Below are 16,833 nucleotides of genomic sequence, written 5' to 3' on the forward strand. Positions count from 1 at the left end.
GGATGGCGGTCATGAGCAACCAGATCCGCGCCAACTCCATCCTGCCCGCCAAGCGGGAGGACATCGAGTTGCAGACCGCGGACGGCGTCACCCTGGTCGGTGAGCTGGCCGTCCCGCTGGACCGCGAGCCGGTCGCCACCCTCGTCTGCCTGCACCCGCTGCCCACCCACGGCGGCATGATGGACAGCCACGTCTTCCGCAAGGCCGCGTGGCGCCTGCCCGCCCTGGCCGGCCTCGCCGTGCTCCGCTTCAACACGCGGGGCACCGGCAGCGTCCGCGGCACCAGTGGCGGCAGTTTCGCGGCCGCCACCGACGAGAGATACGACGTGGCCGCCGCCATCGAATTCGCGGAGTTCCACGACCTGCCGAACATCTGGCTGCTCGGCTGGTCCTTCGGTACCGATCTGACCCTGATGTACGGCCTGGACCCGGCGGTGCAGGGCGCGATCCTGCTTTCGCCACCGCTGCGCTTCTCGCAGCCCGCCCACCTGGCGGCGTGGGCGGCGGACGGGAAACCGGTCACCGCGCTCATCCCGGAATTCGACGACTACCTGCGCCCGGACGCCGCGGCCGAGCGTTTCGCCGCGATACCGCAGGCCGAGGTCGTCCCGGTGCCCGGTGCCAAACATCTGTGGGTCGGCGACGCGGAAAAGGTGCTGGACGAGATCGTCCGGCGCGTCGCGCCCGGCACGACGACAACCCCCTTGCCGCGTACGTGGGACGGGCCGATGGAGAGCGGCGACATGAACGCGTACGCCGATCGCACGGTGGCCGCCTTCGCCGACGTCGAGGTTCCCGGGCCGCTGCGCGACTGACTCATCCCCCGGGGCATCGGGTGTCGCCCCCGCTGCGCTCGATGCACTGCGACACGGTCGGCGTGGGCCGTGGCTGCGGGCCGGCCGGGTCGTCCCGCAGGGACAGCCCGGCGAAGCCGCCGAAGGCGACGGTGACGGCCAGCGAGACCCACCCCACCCAGCGGATCCGCGCCACGAACGCGGCGACGGTGAAGGCGGCGAGCTCGATCACCGCGATGGTCGCCCAGCGCCGGAAATCGGCCGTGGCCCGCTCCGCGGCCGCTGTCTCCGCGGCACCTTGGCCGGCGTTCGCATTCACCACCAGCCCCTCGCCGATGGCGCCGATGACCAGCCGCGCCATCGTGGCCAGCCAGGCCAGGCCGAGAAGCGGCAGCGCAACCGCGGCGACCGTCACCCGCGTCTTCACGTCACCGAGCGTAATGCGAAGAATCAAGGGTCCGACGGGTTACGCGGGGTGGACCCGGGCCCTCGGCACCGGCGTCGCAATGTCAGGATCGGCGTCGTGGTGGATGCGGTTACCCCGGAAGAGAACGCGCTGCTGGCCGACGGCCTGAGGCGACTCGGCGGCCCCCTGTCCGGCCTGGTGGCGCGGCTCATGCCGGCCGACGTGCACGAGGTCGAGGTGGCCCTGCCGCTGCCCCGCGACGAGGCGGAGAGGATCGCCGGGGCCGTGCTGCACCGCGCCGGGCGGCCGGCCGGCCGGCTATGGGCCGTGGTCGGTTCCGGGGCGATGGACCTGAACCCGGCCGTCGTCACGGTGGCGGTCGTCGCCGAAAGCGGCGGCACGCACGGGGAGGGCGGGGCCGGCGAGCACCGCGGTTGCGAGACGGTGGTCCGGGTGCGCGGGGTCGCCAAAGAAGGCCTGATCAAGCAGTACGCCGGCCGGAAGGCCGCCGAGCGGATCGCGGCCGGGCTGGCCGCGATCACGCTGGAGTGACCGGTCAGAACAGGGTGAGCTCGTCGCGTTCCATGCCGCGCAGCTTGTCGTAGTCCACGACGACGCAGCGGATGCCGCGGTCGGTGGCCAGGACCCGGGCCTGCGGCTTGATCTCCTGGGCCGCGAAGACGCCCTTGACCGGAGCGAGCAGCGGGTCCCGGTTCATCAGTTCGAGGTACCGGGTGAGCTGTTCGACGCCGTCGATCTCGCCGCGGCGTTTCACCTCGACCGCGACCGAGGCGTTGCCGGCGTCCTTGAGCAGCAGGTCGACCGGGCCGATCGCGGTCATGAACTCGCGGCGGACCAGCGTGTAGCCCTCGCCGAAGGTTTCCGGGTGCTCGGCGAGCAGCTCCTGCAGGTGCGCCTCGACACCGTCCTTCTGCAGGCCGGGGTCGACACCCAACTCGTAGGAGTAGTCCTGGAAGACCTCCTCCAGGGTGATCCGCAGCTCCTCGCCGGCCTTGTTCACCACTTTCCAGACACCCGGCGCCTCCTGCAGCCTGCAGGGCGGGCTCATCCAGTTCAGCGGCTTGTAGGCGCGGTCGTCGGCGTGGATCGACACCGAGCCGTCGGCCTTGACCATGAGCAGCCGCGTGGCGAGCGGGAGATGAGCGGAGAGCCGTCCGACGTAATCCACGGAGCATTTCGCGATGACCAGACGCACCCGGCGACCCTACCCGACCCGCCCCGTCCGGCAGGACGAGCGTGCCGGTGCCATGCTGAGATCGTGTTAGAAGCATTGACCGGCACCGGGCTGGCGGCATCCGCCGGCCTCAATGCATACATCCCCCTGCTCAGTATGGGCCTGCTGGCCCGCTACACGGACGCGATCGATCTTCCGCACGGCTGGTCGTGGCTGCAGAACGGCTGGACCATCGTGATCCTGGCGATCCTGCTCGCCATCGAGGTGGTGGCCGACAAGGTGCCGGTGGTGGACCACTTCAACGACGTGGTGCAGACGCTGGTCCGGCCGACCGCGGGCGGCCTGGCGTTCGGGGCCGGCTCGTCGTCGGAGACGGCCACCGTCACCGACCCGGGGCAGTTCTTCGGCTCGCACCAGTGGGTGCCGATCGCGGCCGGGGTGCTGATCGCGTTCTGCGTGCACGGGGTGAAGGCGGCGTCCCGGCCGGTGGTGAACGTCACCACGGCCGGTTTCGGTGCCCCGGTGGCCAGCACCGCCGAGGACATCACCAGTGTGCTGCTCTCGGTGCTGGCGATTCTCCTGCCGGTACTGGTCCTGGTGGGCCTGGTCCTGCTGGTCTGGGCCGCGGTCTGGGTGTTCCAGCGACGGAAGCGGCGCAAGCAGGCGCGGCTCGCGGGTGTCGAAACGCGTCGCCTGTTTGGTTGACTCTGCGGGTGCTCGCCTTCGCCGTTCCCGCGTTCGCCCTCAGCTGGTGGCTCGCCGCCTACCTGATCGGCCGGGACCCGGGGCGGCCGGCACTGCGCTGGGCGAGCGCCGGCCTGACCGCGTACGGCGTCGGGGTCGCCGCCTGGACCGTCGACCCCGGTGGGCGGACCGCCCAGATCCTGATCTGCCTGCCGGCCCTGGCCTGGGCCGGCAGCGTGGTCGCGCTGCTGCCGCTGCCGCCGGCCGAGCGGCGCCCGATCGACGTCGGCGCCCTGGTCCTCGGCGTCTCGTTCCAGCTGCTGGTGATCGCGTTGCCGGGCGCCGGGAAGCTGGTCGGGCTGACCCCGCTGGGCGGTGCGCTGTTCCTGCTGTGGCGCGGGCGGGCGCAGGTGGTGCCGCGTCGCCTGCCGCTCGCCCTGACCCTGATGGCTCTGCTGTACGCGGCGGCGATGACCGCGCTGCTGGTCCCGCTCGATGCCGGCGGCCCGGTGCCGGCGCTCGCCGCCTCCGGGGTGGACCTGCTGGTGTTCGGCTATCTGATCGCTGTCGCGCACGCGGTGACCGGCGGTGAGCGGCTCCGGCCCGACCTGCGCCGGTCGCTGGCCGCCGCGGCCGCCGTCCTGGTTCTGGTCGGCCTGCCGGCGACATTGACGTTGTACGTCGTTCCCGCCGACGCCGTGGTGACCTGCCTGCAGTTCGTGCCGGTCGGGGTCGCCGCGGCCGCGGCCGGGCTGACCGGGCGGATGAGCCGGCTGCTCGACCGGGTCGCGCTGGCCGGGGACGTGCGGCTGCGCCACGACCGGGCCGCGCTGTTCCTGAACGCGGACGCGCTGTTGCGCCGCCGGGAGCGCCGGACCCTGGCCGAGCTGGGCGAGCCGGAGTTCCTCCGGTTGACCCGGCGGGCACTGGCCGACTTCAACGATCTGAACCGGCTGTCCCGCAGCCCGCTGACCGGTCTGCCGGTGGTGGCCCGGCGGATCGCCGGGCGTGGGGACGACCAGCCGCGGGCCCGGGCCCGGGAGTTGCGGGCGGTGCTGCGCGAGTCGGTGTCGGCGCTGCGGCCGACCGGCCCGTTCGGTACCACCGAGGACTGGCGGTACTACAACACGCTGCAGTTCTGCGGGGTGCTCGGGCTGGATCCGTACGCACGGCGGCAGCGGCTGGACGGGCTGAGCCGGGAGGCCCGGATGGCGGTCGACTGGTTCCGGCGCAACGTGCCGGAGGACACCATGCGGCAGTGGCACCGGGAGGCCGCGATGATCGTCGCGGGCCACCTGTGGAGCGAGGCCCTTTCTGACGACAGATCACGACACGCAGCGTCCAATCCGTCGTAATGGTGGAAAATCGCTAAAATCCCCCCACATGGAGTCCGGGGGGTCGCGTGGGTAGTCACCGCAACGCGCTGGTCGCCGCGGTCCGCCAGGAGCTCGCCGAAGCACGCGGCACGGCCCGGGCGGTGCTGGCCGCCGCCGAGTCGGCGCGCGGCGAGGCGCAGGGCCGGCGACGGCTGGTCCGCGACGCGTACGCCACCTGCCTCAACCAGCTCGCCGAAGCCCGCGAGGCGGCCCGCGACGACATCGAGCGACGCTTCCGCGGCGAGGCCACCCGGCTCGCCGGGCACCTGCGCGGCCTGGCCACCTCCAGCGCCACCGGCGCGGCCGGTGCGCCGTGGCGGCTGTGGTCACCCAGCGAACCCGATCCGGGCAGCCGGCCCGGCCTGCTCCGGATCGGCGCGATCACCTTCGAGGAGACCGCCGCCCTGCCCGGGCTGATCCCGCTGCTGGACGCCGTGCACCTGCATGTCAGCGGTCCGTCCCCGCAGGTCGACGACCTGATCACCGGGGTGCTGCTGCGGGCGCTGGGCAGCACCCGGGCCGGGGACGTGCACCTGACCGTCTACGACCCGGAAAACCTCGGCGGCACCCTGGCCCCGTTCGCGCCGCTCAACCCGACCTTCGTCGGGCCGGGCGGACTCGGCTCGCTCCTCGACGACCTGGCCGAGCACATCTGCCGGGTGCACGAGTCGCTCGGCGGGCAGTACCCGACGCTGGCCGACATGGTCGCCGCCCGGCCCGGGCCGCGCCTGGAGCCGTGGAAACTGGTGGTGCTGCTCGCCGACCGGGCCACCTCGGTGGAGATGACCACGGCGCAGCGGGCTCAACTGGGCCGGATCGTGCGGACCGGCGTCGCCTGTGGCGTGCACCTGGTGGTCCGCGGCCTGGAACTGGCGGACGATCCGAGCATCGAACGGATCGTGGTCCGGGAGCAGATCGCCACCTGCGGCTCGCTCGGCAGCCTGGAGATCCGCCTCGACCCGCCGCCCCCACCCGACCGGATCGCGGCCTTCTGCCGGACCACCGCCGAGCGGCTGCAGGCCGGCGCCGGCCCGGCCCGGCTCGCCGACCTGGAGCCGGCCAAGCACTGGACCGAGTCGTCGGTGCACGGGCTGGTCGCCCCGATCGGCGACAGCACCGACGGGACACTGGTCGAGGTGCCGCTCGGCGACGACCCGCCGCACGCGCTGATCGGCGGGCCGTCCGGGTCCGGCAAGACCAACCTGATCTACACCTGGCTGGGTTCGCTGGCCACCCGGTACGGGCCCGAAGAGCTGGCGCTGTACCTGCTGGACTTCAAGGAAGGGGTGTCGTTCGCCCGGTACGCCCCCGGCCCGCGCGACCCGAGCTGGCTGCCGCAGGTGCGGCTCGCCGGGATCAACGTCAACGGCGACCGGGAGTTCGGCCTGGCCATGCTCCGGCACCTGGGTGAGGAACTGCGCACCCGGGCGCAGGCGGCGAAACGCTGCGATGCCGGCAAACTGTCCGAGCTGCGGGCCGAGGACCCGGCCGGGCACTGGCCGCGGATCGTCGCGGTGATCGACGAGTTCCAGGTGCTGCTGGCCGGCCGGGACGCGGTCGCCGACGAGGCGGTCGACCTGCTCGAAGACCTCGCCCGGCGGGGCCGCTCGCAGGGCATCCACCTGATCCTGGCCAGCCAGGACGTGGCCGGGATCCAGGCGCTGTGGGGGCGGCCCGGGCTGATCGCCCAGTTCACCCTGCGGATCGCGCTGCCCAAGGCGCGCCGGATCCTGGCCGAGGACAACCTGGCCGCCGCGGTCATCCCCCGCTTCCACGCGGTGGTGAACACCGAGTCCGGGCTGTCCGGGGCGAACCGGATCGTCCGCCTGCCGGACGCCGGTGACCGTCTCGTCTGGCGCGCCCTGCAGCGCACCCTGTGGCGGGAACGGCCGGCCGGCTGCGCCGAACCACGGATCTTCGACGGGGACGCGGTGCCCCGGCTGCCCGGGTCGCTGCGCCCGGCCGGCCGGATGCCGGCCGGGGACGCGCCGATCGGGTCGTCGCCGGGCGCGGTGCTCGGCGAGCGGATCGACGTGGCCGCGCAGCCCGCCCGGCTGCGGCTGGGCCGGATGCCCGGACGCAACCTGGCGGTGCTCGGCACCCGGGTCACCGAAGCCTGCGACGTGCTGTCCGCGGCGGCGCTCAGCCTGGCCGCGCAGGGCCCGGCCCACTTCAGCGTGATCTGCCTCGACCCGTCGGCGCAGGCGGCCGCGAACCGGTTGTACACCGAGTTGCCGTCGGCGGACTGGTACGACGCCGGCAACGTCCACTTCGACCTGGCGTTCACCGACGTCCCGCACTACGTGATCGGGTTCGCGCTGGACGCCGCCCGGCAGCCCGGCCTGCGGACTCTGCTGGCCGAGGGCCCCGAGCGGCGCACCCACACCCTCGGCTGGTGGCGGTCGGTCCCCCGCCTCCGCGACGACCTCGGCGGCGTCGGCGCCCGCTTCGACGCGATCGGCGCCTGGGTCGCCCTCGACGTGCACGGCGCCGACCTCGCCCCGCTGCACCCGCAGCCGGGCGGCCCGGCGTGGTACCCGCGCCCGAGGCGGGCGCTGTTCTTCGACCGATCGGTGCACCGCACCCCGGAAGTGATCATCCCCTATGAGGTGACCAGTGACCGCACGTGACCGGCAGCCGCCCACCCGCGACTACCAGCTGATGGTGAGCGCCCTCGCCGAGGTGACCCGCCGCCGCGACGCCGAACTCGGCCAGGCTGAACAGGCCTATCAGGACAGCGCGGCGCGGGCCGCCGGCGAACTGTCCCGCGCCGAGAACGACGCCCTGGCCGCCGACCGCTGGGCCGGCGCGGCCGCGGCCCAGGTGCTCGACGTCGACCGGGAGGCGGCCCGGCTCTGGGACCAGCTCCGGCGCGCCCGCGGCATGCGGGTCCGCGCTCTCGGCGAAGTCCCCGAACCCGCGCCGATCGAAGCCCTCCCCCGGGTCGCCCTGCAACGCCGCCCGGCCGGCTCGGCCGACTCCCCGGACATCGACGGCAGCGTCGTCGTCCCCGGCCGCCAGTCGCCGCGCGCCCTGCTGGCCCGCGCCGCCGACCGGATCGACGACCGTTTCCGCCCCGGGAGCCGCCGCCCACTGCCCCGCTGGTCGCTGCCCCTGCTCCCGCTGATCGGCGCGATCGCCTCGACCGTCGCCGGCCTGATCGCCGCCGGCCTGGTCACTTTCGGCCACACCGCCGTCTTCGGCGGGCTGCTGATCCGTGGCCTCGGGTGGCTGACCTTCCTGATCGCCCCGTCCGCCGGGGTTCCGGCCGCCGCCGTGCTCGCGCACCGTCGCCTGCACGCCCGCCTGGACATCGGCGGCATCGGCCTCACCCTGCTCGGCGGCATGGTCGCCGCCACCCTCCTGTCGCTCTCCTTCGCCACCCACTGAAACCGGTGACGCACGGCGGGCCGGCCACGGCGTACCGCCAAGCGGCGAAGCCCCGCGGTAGCAACCACGGGGCTTCGGCGGGAGATGCGACGGTCCAGGAAGCGACCGCCGAGATGGCGACCGGTCAGTAGCTGTAGAAACCCTTGCCGGTCTTGCGCCCGAGATCCCCGGCGGTCACCATCCGCTGCAGCAGCTCCGGCGGGAAGAACTTCTCGTCCTGCGTGTCGCGGTAGATGTTGCCCGCCGCGTTCAGCATCACGTCGAGACCGGTCAGGTCGACCGTGGCCAGCGGGCCCATCGCGTGCCCGAAGCCCAGCTTCATCACCGTGTCCAGGTCGGCGGCGGAGACCACCCCCGACTCGACCAGCTTGATCGCCTCGACCAGCAGGGCCGAGAAGAGCCGGTTGGAGACGAAGCCGGCGACGTCCCGCTTGACCTCGACGCAGGTCTTGCCGACGCCCTCGGCGAAGTCGCGGGCCGCGGCGACGGTCGCGTCCGAGGTCTGGTAGCCGCGGACGAGCTCGACGAGCTTCATCATCGGGACCGGGGAGAAGAAGTGGATGCCGACCACCGACTCGGGGCGCGAGGTGATCGCGGCGATCTGGGTGATCGGGATGGCCGAGGTGTTGGTGCCGAGCACCGCACCCGCCTTGCAGATCTTGTCGAGCTGCTTGAAGACGTCGTGTTTCGCCTCCACCTTCTCGAAGATCGCCTCGATCACGATGTCGGCCTCGGCGACCGCCTCCAGATCGGTGGTCGGGGTGATCCGCTGCAGGGTGGCCTCGACGTCGCCCTCGGCGATCCGGCCCTTGGCCGCGAAGCGGCTGAGCGAATCGCGGATCGCACCGAGCCCGCGCTTGAGCGAGGCGTCGTCGACGTCCCGCATGGTGACCTGCCAACCGGCCTGCGCCGAGACCTGCGCGATGCCGGAACCCATCAATCCCGACCCGATGACCGCGAGACGACCCGCCATGCTCCACTCCTTCGTTAGAGGGCGACAGTGTAGCGGGGTTACTTAACGGAAACTAAGGGGTGCTTCCCGATCGGGGCAAAGGCCCGGAAATCCCACCCTGACGGTGCCAGACTGTGCGCATGGCCACGAGCGACGGCTGGTATCTGATCGGCCCGCTGATCGCCGTCGGTCTGGTCGGCTTTCTCGGCGCCGTCTTCTGGCGCATGGGCCTGCAACCCACCGTCGGTGCGGACGGTTACGCGGACGGCCTCGCGATCTTCGGCGAGCAGGAGGATTACGGCCTGCTGTCCCCGGCCGCGGTCACCGACGAGCCCGAGATCGCCGACGAGATCCGGCGGCTGCTGTCCGCCGCGGGCATCCGCGCCACGAGCGCGACCCGCCGCGACGGCCGGGTGTGCGTGCTGGTCTTCGCCGAAGAGGTGGAGGAAGCCCGCCGCCTCGTCGGATCGAGCTAGAAATCGAAGGACGGCTCCGGTACGTCGGTGCGCTCCACCTCCACGCCGAGACGCGCCAGGTCGGCCACGAAGTCCGGGTACCCCCGATCGATGTGGTGCACCTCACCGACCTCGGTGACCCCGTCCGCGCACAGCCCGGCGATCACCAGGCCGGCCCCGGCCCGGATGTCGGTGGCCCGGACCGGCGCCCCGGACAGCCGCTCCCGCCCGTTGACGACCGCGTGATGCCCGTCGGTGCGGATCTCCGCGCCGAGCCGGACCATCTCGTTCACGAACATGAACCGGCCGTCGAAGATGTTCTCGGTGATCAGCGACGGGCCGTCGGCGACCGCGGCCAGGCCCAGCGCCATCGGCAGCAGGTCGGTGGCGAAACCCGGGTAGGGCAGCGTGACGATGTCGACGTGCCGGGGCCGCTCGGCCATCCGGACCCGGAACCTGTTGTCCCCCGGCTCCACCGTGGCGCCGGCCGTGACCAGCTTGTCCAGGGCGATGTCGAGGAACTCGGGGCGCACCCCGTGCACGGTGACGTCGCCACGGGTCATGGCCGCGCCGTACGCCCAGGTGCCGCCGACGATCCGGTCGCCGATCGTGGTGTGCCGGACCGGCCGCAGCGGGCCGTCCACCCCCTCGATGACCAGCGTGGACGAGCCGGCGCCGGCGATCCGGGCGCCCATCGCGGTGAGCATGTCGCAGATGTCGACGATCTCCGGCTCGCGGGCCGCGTTGTCGATCTCGGTGACGCCCTTGGCCAGCACCGCGGCCATCAGCAGGTTCTCGGTGGCGCCGACACTCGGGAAGTCCAGCCAGATCTTGGTGCCGCGCAGGCCGGCCGGGGCCGACGCGATCACGAAGCCGTGCTCGTTGGAGATCTCCGCGCCCATCCTGGCCAGGCCGGAGACGTGCATGTCCAGACCGCGGGAGCCGATCATGTCGCCGCCGGGGAGCGCGACCCGCACGTAGCCCCGGCGGGCCAGCAGCGGGCCGAGCACGCAGATCGACGCGCGCAGCCGGCGGACCAGGTCGTAGTCGGCCTCGGCGCCCGGCTCCAGCGGCACGTCGATGACCGCGTCGGTGCCCTCCAGCGTGACGTCGCAGCCCAGCCGGCGCAGCACCTCGGCCATGATCGCGATGTCGGTGATGCGGGGGACGTTGGCGACGACGCTGCGGCCCTCGCCGAGCAGCGCGACCGCCATCAGCTTGAGCGCCGAGTTCTTGGCGCCACCGACCGTGACGTCCCCGGTGAGCGGCGCGCCGCCCTTCACCCTGATCACATCCACGCGGGCCATCGTATGGGCCGGGGCCCGCCGGGACTGCATAGGGTGGGCGTATGGCTGTGCATCTGACGCGTATCTACACCCGAACCGGCGACGCCGGGCAGACCCGGCTGGTCAACAACGAGGTGGCGGCCAAGACCGATCCACGGATCGCGGCGTACGCCGACGCCGACGAGTGCAACGCGGCTCTCGGCACCGCTCTGGCTCTCGGTTCGCTTCCCGACGACGTCCGCGTGGTACTGGGCCGCATCCAGAACGACCTCTTCGACCTGGGCGCGGATCTCGGCAACCCGCTGGACGAGAACCCGCCCTACCCGCCGCTGCGGATCACCGAGGAGTACGTGACCCGCCTCGAAGGGTGGTGCGACGAGTTCAACGAGCGGCTGGCCGCGCTGGACAGTTTCATCCTCCCGGGGGGCACCCCGGGGGCGGCCCTGCTGCACGTGGCCCGGACGGTGGCCCGGCGGGCGGAGCGGTCGGCGTGGGCGCTGATCGAGGCGGACCCGGAGCGGACCGGGGTGCTGCCGGCGAAATACCTGAACCGTCTCTCCGACCTGCTGTTCATCCTCTCCCGGGTGGCGAACCCGGACGGCGACGTGAAGTGGGTGCCCGGCGGCTCCCGGTGACCTCCGGCGGGCTGCACCACGTCGAGCTCTGGGTGCCGGATCTCACCGGGTCGCTGCGGCCGTGGGACTGGCTGCTCGGTGAGCTCGGCTGGGCGCCGTTCCAGGACTGGCCGGGCGGCCGGTCCTGGCGGCACCCGGGCGGCACCTACCTGGTGATGGAGCAGTCGCCGGCGCTCTCCGGCGGCGTCCACGACCGGCTCGCGCCCGGCCTCAACCATCTGGCGTTCGCCGCGGCCGGGCCGGCCGAGGTGGACCGGCTGGCCGCCGCCGCACCGGCGCACGGGTGGTCGCTGATGTTCGCCGACCGGCACCCGCACGCCGGCGGACCGGACAGCTACGCGGCGTACCTGGAGGACGGCTGGGGTTACGAGGCGGAGATCGCCACCTGAAGCTCGCCGTCGATCGTGGTGACCGCGTGACCGGCCAGGTCGACGCGGTCGCCACGCAGGGCCACCCGGACCACACCGCCGCGGGCCGACGCCTGGTATCCGGTGAGCTCGGTCCGGCCCAACCGCCCGGCCCAGTACGGGGTCAGCGCGGTGTGGGCGGAACCGGTCACCGGATCCTCGTTGACGCCCACCGCCGGGGCGAAGAAACGGGACACGAAGTCGTGCTCCGCGGACCGGGCGGTCACCGCCACGCCACGGCGGGTGTGCCGGGCCAGCGCGCCGAAATCCGGGGTGAGACCGCGGACCGCCGCCTCGTCGGCGAGCTCGATCAGGATGTCGTCGGTGTTCGGGCCGGTCCAGAAACCGGCCGTGGCGTCGACGCCGAGAGCCGCGGCAAGCTCCGGGGCCACCTCGACCGGGCTGAGCGGGGCGGCCGGGAAGTCCATGGTGATCAGTCCGTCGGCGGCGACGGTCGCCGCCAGGATGCCGCTCCGGGTGGCGTAGCGGACCGCGGCGCCGTCGAGCAGCCCGGCCCGGTGCAGCACGTGCGTGGTGCCGAGGGTGGCGTGGCCGCAGAGGGCGACCTCGGCGCCCGGGGTGAACCAGCGCAGCGCCCAGCCGGCGTCCGAGCCGGCCGGGAGGCGGTGCAGGAAGGCCGTCTCGGACAGGTTGACCTCGGCGGCCACCCGCTGCATCCAGTCGGCGGCGGGAAACCCGTCCCCGTCCAGGATCAGCACGCCGGCCGGGTTGCCGGCGAACGGGCGGTCGGTGAAGGCGTCGACGATACGAATCCGCATGAACCCGACGCTAGGCGCCCGGCCGCGGGTCCGCGACGGCCAATCCGCGAGAGGCGGTCGTCAGCTTTCGAGGGAGCGGGGGCCGAAGATGGAGCGGCCGGGCACACTGCCCGGATCGCGCGGCGGGCCCGCCTCCAGCCAGGACAGGAACCCGGTCACCGTGGTCTCGGCCATGGCGATCTCCAGGTCGACGCCGGCCGTGGCGCAGCGCAGCACCACCCAGTGGCCGGGCATGGTGAGCCGCTCGGGACCGGTCGGCAGGCGACGCTCGGCGATCGCCAGGGTGCGCCGGTCGAGCACCCGCTTGGGCCGGAACGCCAGGCTGAACATCTTGTGGAAGCGCAGCTCGTCACCGACGAACTGGCCCAGCCCGGGCGACCACCCGCGGCCCGGCACCATCGTGCTGGTGCGGACCTGCAGGCGGATGGTGCCGCCGCCGAGCATCAGCAGCCGGCGGCGGAAGAAGATGGCGAACAGCAGCGCGAGCAGCGCGACGAGGCAGATCCCGAAAACTTCCAGAACCCGCATCGCCGGAGGTCAGTGCTGCTCGGGGGTGGCCGGCGTCGCGCTCTCGGCGAGCACCGTGACGCCGTTCGCGTCGATGGAGAGGAAGCCACCGGCGACGTCGTAGGTGAGCTGCTCACCACCGGCGAGTTTCACCCGCACCTGGGACGGCTCCTTGAGCAGGCCGAGCAGCGGAGAGTGGCCCGGCAGCACACCGATCTCACCCTCGGTGGTGCGCGCGACGAGCATCTCGGCCTCACCGGCCCAGACCTTCTCCTCGACGGCGACGACCTCGACGTGAAGTTGGTTGGCCACGCTGTCTCCCTCTGACGCTGCAGACCTGTTCGGGTGAAAGTCTAAACGGCGCCGGGCGCCGGCGTTCGCCCGGGGCTAGCTGTTCCGGTTCACGAACTCCGGGTGGGCCAGCAGAAACTCCTGGATGTGGTCCTCCCGGACGGCCGCGAAGAAATCCCCGGTGCCGGGCGCCAACTGCTCGCCGAGATAGGTGCCGTTCTCCACCAGCGCGCCGCCGGGCAGTTTGATCGAGACCATGTCGTCGGTGTTCAGGTTGCGCAGGGCCAGGCCCCAGTCGAGCAGACTGTGACCGTTGCCGTCGAAGGTGAGCGCGTCACCGGCCGCGTCCAGCACCCGCAACATCCGCGCCGGGTTGGTCACCATGCCCCGGCTCAGCGCCTGCTTCGCCATCGCCTTGAGGAACTGCTGCTGGTGGCGCTGCCGGTCGTAGTCGCTGTGCGGCAGCCCGTACCGCTGCCGGCAGTAGTCCAGCGCCTCCCAGGCCTGCAGGTGGTAGGTGCCCGGCCGGTACGTCTTCTGCGGCCCGATGTACGGGTGCGGGCAGGAGTTGTCGGCGCACTCCGGCCGGCGGGGCCGGGGCCGCCCGTCCGGCCGCAGGTGCTCCGAGCGGACCGGCATGTCCACGGTCATCGTCACCCCGCCCATCGCCTCGACGACCTGTTTGAAGCCGCCGAAGTTGATGATCGCGCCGGCCTGGAAGTCCCGGATCCCGGTGAGCCCGCTGACCGTCTGGGCCAGCAGGCGAAACCCCTGCCGCACGTCGTGACGGCCACCGGCGACCTGGCTGCCGTACGACATCGCGGCGTTGATCTTCGATCTGGTCCCGGCGAAGCCGGTCGGCGGAAACGGCGGGATGGCCGCATAGAGGTCCCGCGGGATGGAGAACAGGTAGACCTGATCCATCGAGGCGGGGATGTGCGCCACGATGATCGAGTCGGACAGCGGCGCGGTGTGGTCGTCCCGCGGGTCGATCCCGGCCAGCAGAATGTTGATCGGGCCCCGGATCTCGGCGGCACCGGTGCCCGCGCCGATCAGGCTGCCGTCGGCGTCCAGCCCGGCGGTGTACCGCGAGATCAGCGCTCGCCCACCGACCAGCACTCCACCGCTGATCATCATCAGCACCGAGCCGAACACGGCGGCGAGCCGGGCCCAGCGCGGGACGTTCCTCGTTCCCAGGACACCTTTCACGCCCAGCACAACGAGAAGCCGTGCCGGTGAGCACCGGCACGGCTTCGTCGTACGTCGGACTTGACGAGGGCTGAGATCAGCCCTTCATCAGCTCGTGCGCGTTCTTCTCCAGGTCCTCAAGCCCACCGCACATGAAGAAGGCCTGCTCCGGGTAGTTGTCGTACTCACCCTCGGAGATCTTCTTGAACGCCTCGATGGTCTCCTTCAGCGGGACCGTCGAGCCGGGAACACCGGTGAACTGCTCCGCCGCGTAGGTGTTCTGCGACAGGAACCGCTCGATCCGGCGAGCCCGGGCGACCGTGACCTTGTCCACCTCGGAGAGCTCGTCCATACCGAGGATGGCGATGATGTCCTGCAGGTCCTTGTACTTCTGGAGGATCCGCTGGACCTCACGGGCCACCGTGTAGTGCTCGGCGCCGACGAACTCCGGGGCCAGGATCCGCGAGCTGGAGGCCAGCGGGTCCACGGCGGGGTAGATGCCCTTGTCCGAGATCGACCGCTCCAGGTTGGTGGTCGCGTCCAGGTGGGCGAAGGTGGTGGCCGGCGCCGGGTCGGTGTAGTCGTCGGCGGGCACGTAGATCGCCTGCAGCGAGGTGATCGCCTTGCCCCGGACCGAGGTGATCCGCTCCTGCAGCTCACCCATCTCGTCGGCCAGGGTGGGCTGGTAACCCACGGCCGACGGCATGCGGCCGAGCAGGGTGGAGACCTCGGAACCGGCCTGGGTGAACCGGAAGATGTTGTCGATGAAGAGCAGCACCTCCTGGTTCTGCACGTCCCGGAAGTACTCCGCCATGGTCAGGGCGGTCAGGGCGACCCGCAGACGGGTGCCCGGCGGCTCGTCCATCTGGCCGAAGACCAGGGCGGTCTTGTCCAGCACGCCACCCTCGTCCATCTCCAGGATGAGGTCGTTGCCCTCACGGGTGCGCTCGCCGACGCCGGCGAACACCGAGGTGCCACCGAAATTGCGGGCGACCCGGATGATCATCTCCTGGATCAGCACGGTCTTGCCCACGCCCGCGCCACCGAACAGGCCGATCTTGCCACCGCGCACGTACGGCGCGAGCAGGTCGAGCACCTTGATGCCGGTCTCCAGCATCTCGGTCTTCGGCTCGAGGTCGGCGAACGCCGGCGGCTTGCGGTGGATCGACCAGCGCTCCTGGATGTCCAGCGTCGACGGGTCGACGTTGAGCACCTCGCCGAGGGCGTTGAACACGTGGCCCTTGGTCACGTCACCGACCGGCACCGAGATCGGCGCGCCGGTGTCCGTGACCTCCTTGCCACGGACCAGGCCGTCGGTCGGCTGCATCGAGATCGCGCGGAGCAGGTTGTCACCCAGGTGCTGGGCGACCTCCAGCGTCAGCTTCTTGGTGCCCTCGGAGAGGGTGACCTCGACGTGCAGCGCGTTGAAGATCGGAGGCATGGCGTCACGGGGAAACTCGACGTCGACGACCGGGCCGATGACCCGGACGACACGGCCGACAGCGGTCTCCGCCTTGGTGGGCTCGGATGCACCGGAGGTGGCAAGAACAGTCATCACACATCACTTCCCGCCGCGGCCAGCGCGTTGGCGCCGCCGACGATCTCACTGATTTCCTGGGTGATCGCAGCCTGCCGCGCGGAGTTCATCTCGCGCGTGTACCGCTTGAGGAGGTCGTCGGCGTTGTCCGACGCGCTCTTCATCGCCCGCCGCCGGGAGGCCGACTCGCTGGCCGCCGAGTCCAGCAACGCCGCGTAGATCCGCGTGTTGAGGTATTTCGGCAGCAGCGCGTCGAGCAGCTCGTCGGCGTCCGGCTCGAACTCGTATGCCGGACGCAGCCCGTCGGACTGCCCCTCGGTCTCGTCCTCGACCTGGACCGGGGCGAGCGGCTTGGCGTTCGCGGTCTGGGTCATCAGGGACTTGAACTCGGTGCTCACGATGTGCAGCTCGTCGACGCCGGCGATGCCCTCCGGACCGAAGGTGCCCGCGGTCTCCGAACCGGCCGCGAACGCCTCGATCAGACCGTCACCGATCTTCTTGGCGTCGGCGAAGGTCGGACGCTCCGAGAAGCCGGTCCAGCTGGCCGCGATCTCCCGGTTCCGGAACCGGTAGTAACTGGCCCCCTTGCGGCCCACCACGTACAGCGCCACCTCCTTGCCCTCCGAGCGGAGCTGAGTGATCAGCTGCTCGGCGGTCCGGATGGCGTTGGCGTTGTAGGCGCCGGCCAGGCCCCGGTCACTGGTGATCAGCAGGACGCCCGCCCGCTGGACGCGCTCACGCGCGACCAGCAGCGGGTTGTCCACCGACGCGTTCGACGCCAGGGCGGCCAGCACCTTGGTGATCGCCACCGAGTACGGCCGGGACGCGTTGACCCGTTCCTGGGCCTTCGCGATCCGGCTGGTCGCGACGAGCTCCTGCGCCTTGGCGATCTTCTTGGTCGACTTGACCGTCTTGATCCGCCGACGCAGCGCCTGTACCTGACCGGCCATG

Annotated in this window: 19 protein-coding genes; 9 read left to right on the plus strand and 10 right to left on the minus strand. The window is 71.9% G+C overall.

The window, feature by feature from the left end; genetic code table 11:
* The first annotated feature begins 11 nt into the window (after positions 1-11).
* Entirely contained in the window at positions 12-815 is an 804-nt protein-coding gene (locus ACSP50_RS36600) for an alpha/beta hydrolase (protein WP_014694369.1), read from the plus strand.
* A gap of 1 nt (position 816) precedes the next feature.
* On the opposite strand, the gene ACSP50_RS36605 is transcribed toward ACSP50_RS36600, so the two are convergent.
* Positions 817-1,221, minus strand: coding sequence for a hypothetical protein (locus ACSP50_RS36605; RefSeq protein ID WP_014694370.1), 405 nt, complete (start codon positions 1,219-1,221; stop codon positions 817-819).
* Between the two features lie 96 nt (positions 1,222-1,317).
* On the opposite strand from ACSP50_RS36605, the gene ACSP50_RS36610 reads away from it, so the two are divergent.
* Positions 1,318-1,752 carry a hypothetical protein gene (locus tag ACSP50_RS36610; RefSeq protein WP_014694371.1) on the plus strand — a complete coding sequence of 145 codons (435 nt, stop codon included), beginning with the start codon at positions 1,318-1,320 and terminating at the stop codon, positions 1,750-1,752.
* Positions 1,753-1,756: 4 nt separating this feature from the next.
* Here ACSP50_RS36610 and nucS read toward each other — a convergent pair whose 3' ends face one another.
* The gene (gene nucS, locus ACSP50_RS36615) at positions 1,757-2,416 is read right to left on the minus strand and encodes an endonuclease NucS (protein ID WP_014694372.1); all 660 of its coding nucleotides are present in this window, start codon (positions 2,414-2,416) and stop codon (positions 1,757-1,759) included.
* 63 nt (positions 2,417-2,479) lie between these two features.
* On the opposite strand from nucS, the gene ACSP50_RS36620 reads away from it, so the two are divergent.
* Genes ACSP50_RS36620 through ACSP50_RS36635 form a run of 4 tightly spaced genes read left to right on the plus strand, consistent with a single transcriptional unit; the run spans position 2,480 to position 7,845 of the window.
* Positions 2,480-3,100 (plus strand): DUF4126 domain-containing protein, encoded by a 621-nt coding sequence (locus ACSP50_RS36620; RefSeq protein ID WP_014694373.1) that lies wholly within the window; start codon positions 2,480-2,482, stop codon positions 3,098-3,100.
* Positions 3,097-4,434: a hypothetical protein gene (locus ACSP50_RS36625; protein WP_014694374.1), complete on the plus strand. Its 1,338-nt coding sequence runs from the start codon at positions 3,097-3,099 to the stop codon at positions 4,432-4,434. Before ACSP50_RS36620 ends, ACSP50_RS36625 begins: the two co-directional genes overlap by 4 nt.
* A 47-nt stretch (positions 4,435-4,481) precedes the next feature.
* Entirely contained in the window at positions 4,482-7,085 is a 2,604-nt protein-coding gene (locus ACSP50_RS36630; RefSeq protein WP_014694375.1) for an FtsK/SpoIIIE domain-containing protein, read from the plus strand.
* Entirely contained in the window at positions 7,072-7,845 is a 774-nt protein-coding gene (locus tag ACSP50_RS36635) for a hypothetical protein (protein WP_014694376.1), read from the plus strand. Before ACSP50_RS36630 ends, ACSP50_RS36635 begins: the two co-directional genes overlap by 14 nt.
* Before the next feature lie 124 nt (positions 7,846-7,969).
* Here the strand turns inward: ACSP50_RS36635 and ACSP50_RS36640 are convergent, their stop codons facing one another.
* The gene (locus tag ACSP50_RS36640; protein ID WP_014694377.1) at positions 7,970-8,818 is read right to left on the minus strand and encodes a 3-hydroxyacyl-CoA dehydrogenase family protein; all 849 of its coding nucleotides are present in this window, start codon (positions 8,816-8,818) and stop codon (positions 7,970-7,972) included.
* 119 nt (positions 8,819-8,937) lie between these two features.
* Here ACSP50_RS36640 and ACSP50_RS36645 point away from each other — a divergent pair, with 119 nt between their 5' ends.
* Positions 8,938-9,273, plus strand: a complete 336-nt coding sequence (locus ACSP50_RS36645; RefSeq protein ID WP_014694378.1) for a hypothetical protein — start codon at positions 8,938-8,940, stop codon at positions 9,271-9,273.
* Here the strand turns inward: ACSP50_RS36645 and murA are convergent.
* A complete protein-coding gene (gene murA / locus ACSP50_RS36650; protein WP_043512890.1) occupies positions 9,270-10,559 on the minus strand; it encodes a UDP-N-acetylglucosamine 1-carboxyvinyltransferase in 1,290 nt (429 codons plus the stop codon). The genes ACSP50_RS36645 and murA overlap by 4 nt on opposite strands.
* Before the next feature lie 41 nt (positions 10,560-10,600).
* Between murA and ACSP50_RS36655 the strand changes: the two genes are divergently transcribed.
* Both ACSP50_RS36655 and ACSP50_RS36660 read left to right on the plus strand, forming a co-directional pair.
* Positions 10,601-11,173, plus strand: a complete 573-nt coding sequence (locus ACSP50_RS36655; RefSeq protein ID WP_014694380.1) for a cob(I)yrinic acid a,c-diamide adenosyltransferase — start codon at positions 10,601-10,603, stop codon at positions 11,171-11,173.
* On the plus strand, positions 11,170-11,562 hold the full coding sequence (locus tag ACSP50_RS36660; RefSeq protein WP_014694381.1) for a VOC family protein: 393 nt from the start codon (positions 11,170-11,172) through the stop codon (positions 11,560-11,562). The genes ACSP50_RS36655 and ACSP50_RS36660 overlap by 4 nt, the downstream gene beginning before the upstream one ends.
* On the opposite strand, the gene ACSP50_RS36665 is transcribed toward ACSP50_RS36660, so the two are convergent.
* The 6 genes from ACSP50_RS36665 to ACSP50_RS36690 form a co-directional block, all read right to left on the minus strand.
* A complete protein-coding gene (locus ACSP50_RS36665) occupies positions 11,538-12,359 on the minus strand; it encodes a PhzF family phenazine biosynthesis protein (protein WP_014694382.1) in 822 nt (273 codons plus the stop codon). The two genes, ACSP50_RS36660 and ACSP50_RS36665, sit on opposite strands and share 25 nt — an antisense overlap.
* 60 nt (positions 12,360-12,419) lie before the next feature.
* On the minus strand, positions 12,420-12,887 hold the full coding sequence (locus tag ACSP50_RS36670) for a DUF2550 domain-containing protein (protein WP_014694383.1): 468 nt from the start codon (positions 12,885-12,887) through the stop codon (positions 12,420-12,422).
* A gap of 9 nt (positions 12,888-12,896) precedes the next feature.
* Positions 12,897-13,178, minus strand: coding sequence for a F0F1 ATP synthase subunit epsilon (locus tag ACSP50_RS36675; RefSeq protein WP_014694384.1), 282 nt, complete (start codon positions 13,176-13,178; stop codon positions 12,897-12,899).
* 75 nt (positions 13,179-13,253) lie between these two features.
* Complete coding sequence (locus tag ACSP50_RS36680; protein ID WP_080128275.1) at positions 13,254-14,294, minus strand: LCP family protein; 1,041 nt, start codon at positions 14,292-14,294, stop codon at positions 13,254-13,256.
* Positions 14,295-14,442: 148 nt separating this feature from the next.
* On the minus strand, positions 14,443-15,900 hold the full coding sequence (gene atpD, locus ACSP50_RS36685; protein WP_014694386.1) for a F0F1 ATP synthase subunit beta: 1,458 nt from the start codon (positions 15,898-15,900) through the stop codon (positions 14,443-14,445).
* Positions 15,900-16,832, minus strand: coding sequence for a F0F1 ATP synthase subunit gamma (locus ACSP50_RS36690; protein WP_014694387.1), 933 nt, complete (start codon positions 16,830-16,832; stop codon positions 15,900-15,902). Before ACSP50_RS36690 ends, atpD begins: the two co-directional genes overlap by 1 nt.
* Position 16,833: the final 1 nt, after the last annotated feature.

The organism is Actinoplanes sp. SE50/110, from assembly GCF_900119315.1.
Lineage (GTDB): Bacteria > Actinomycetota > Actinomycetes > Mycobacteriales > Micromonosporaceae > Actinoplanes.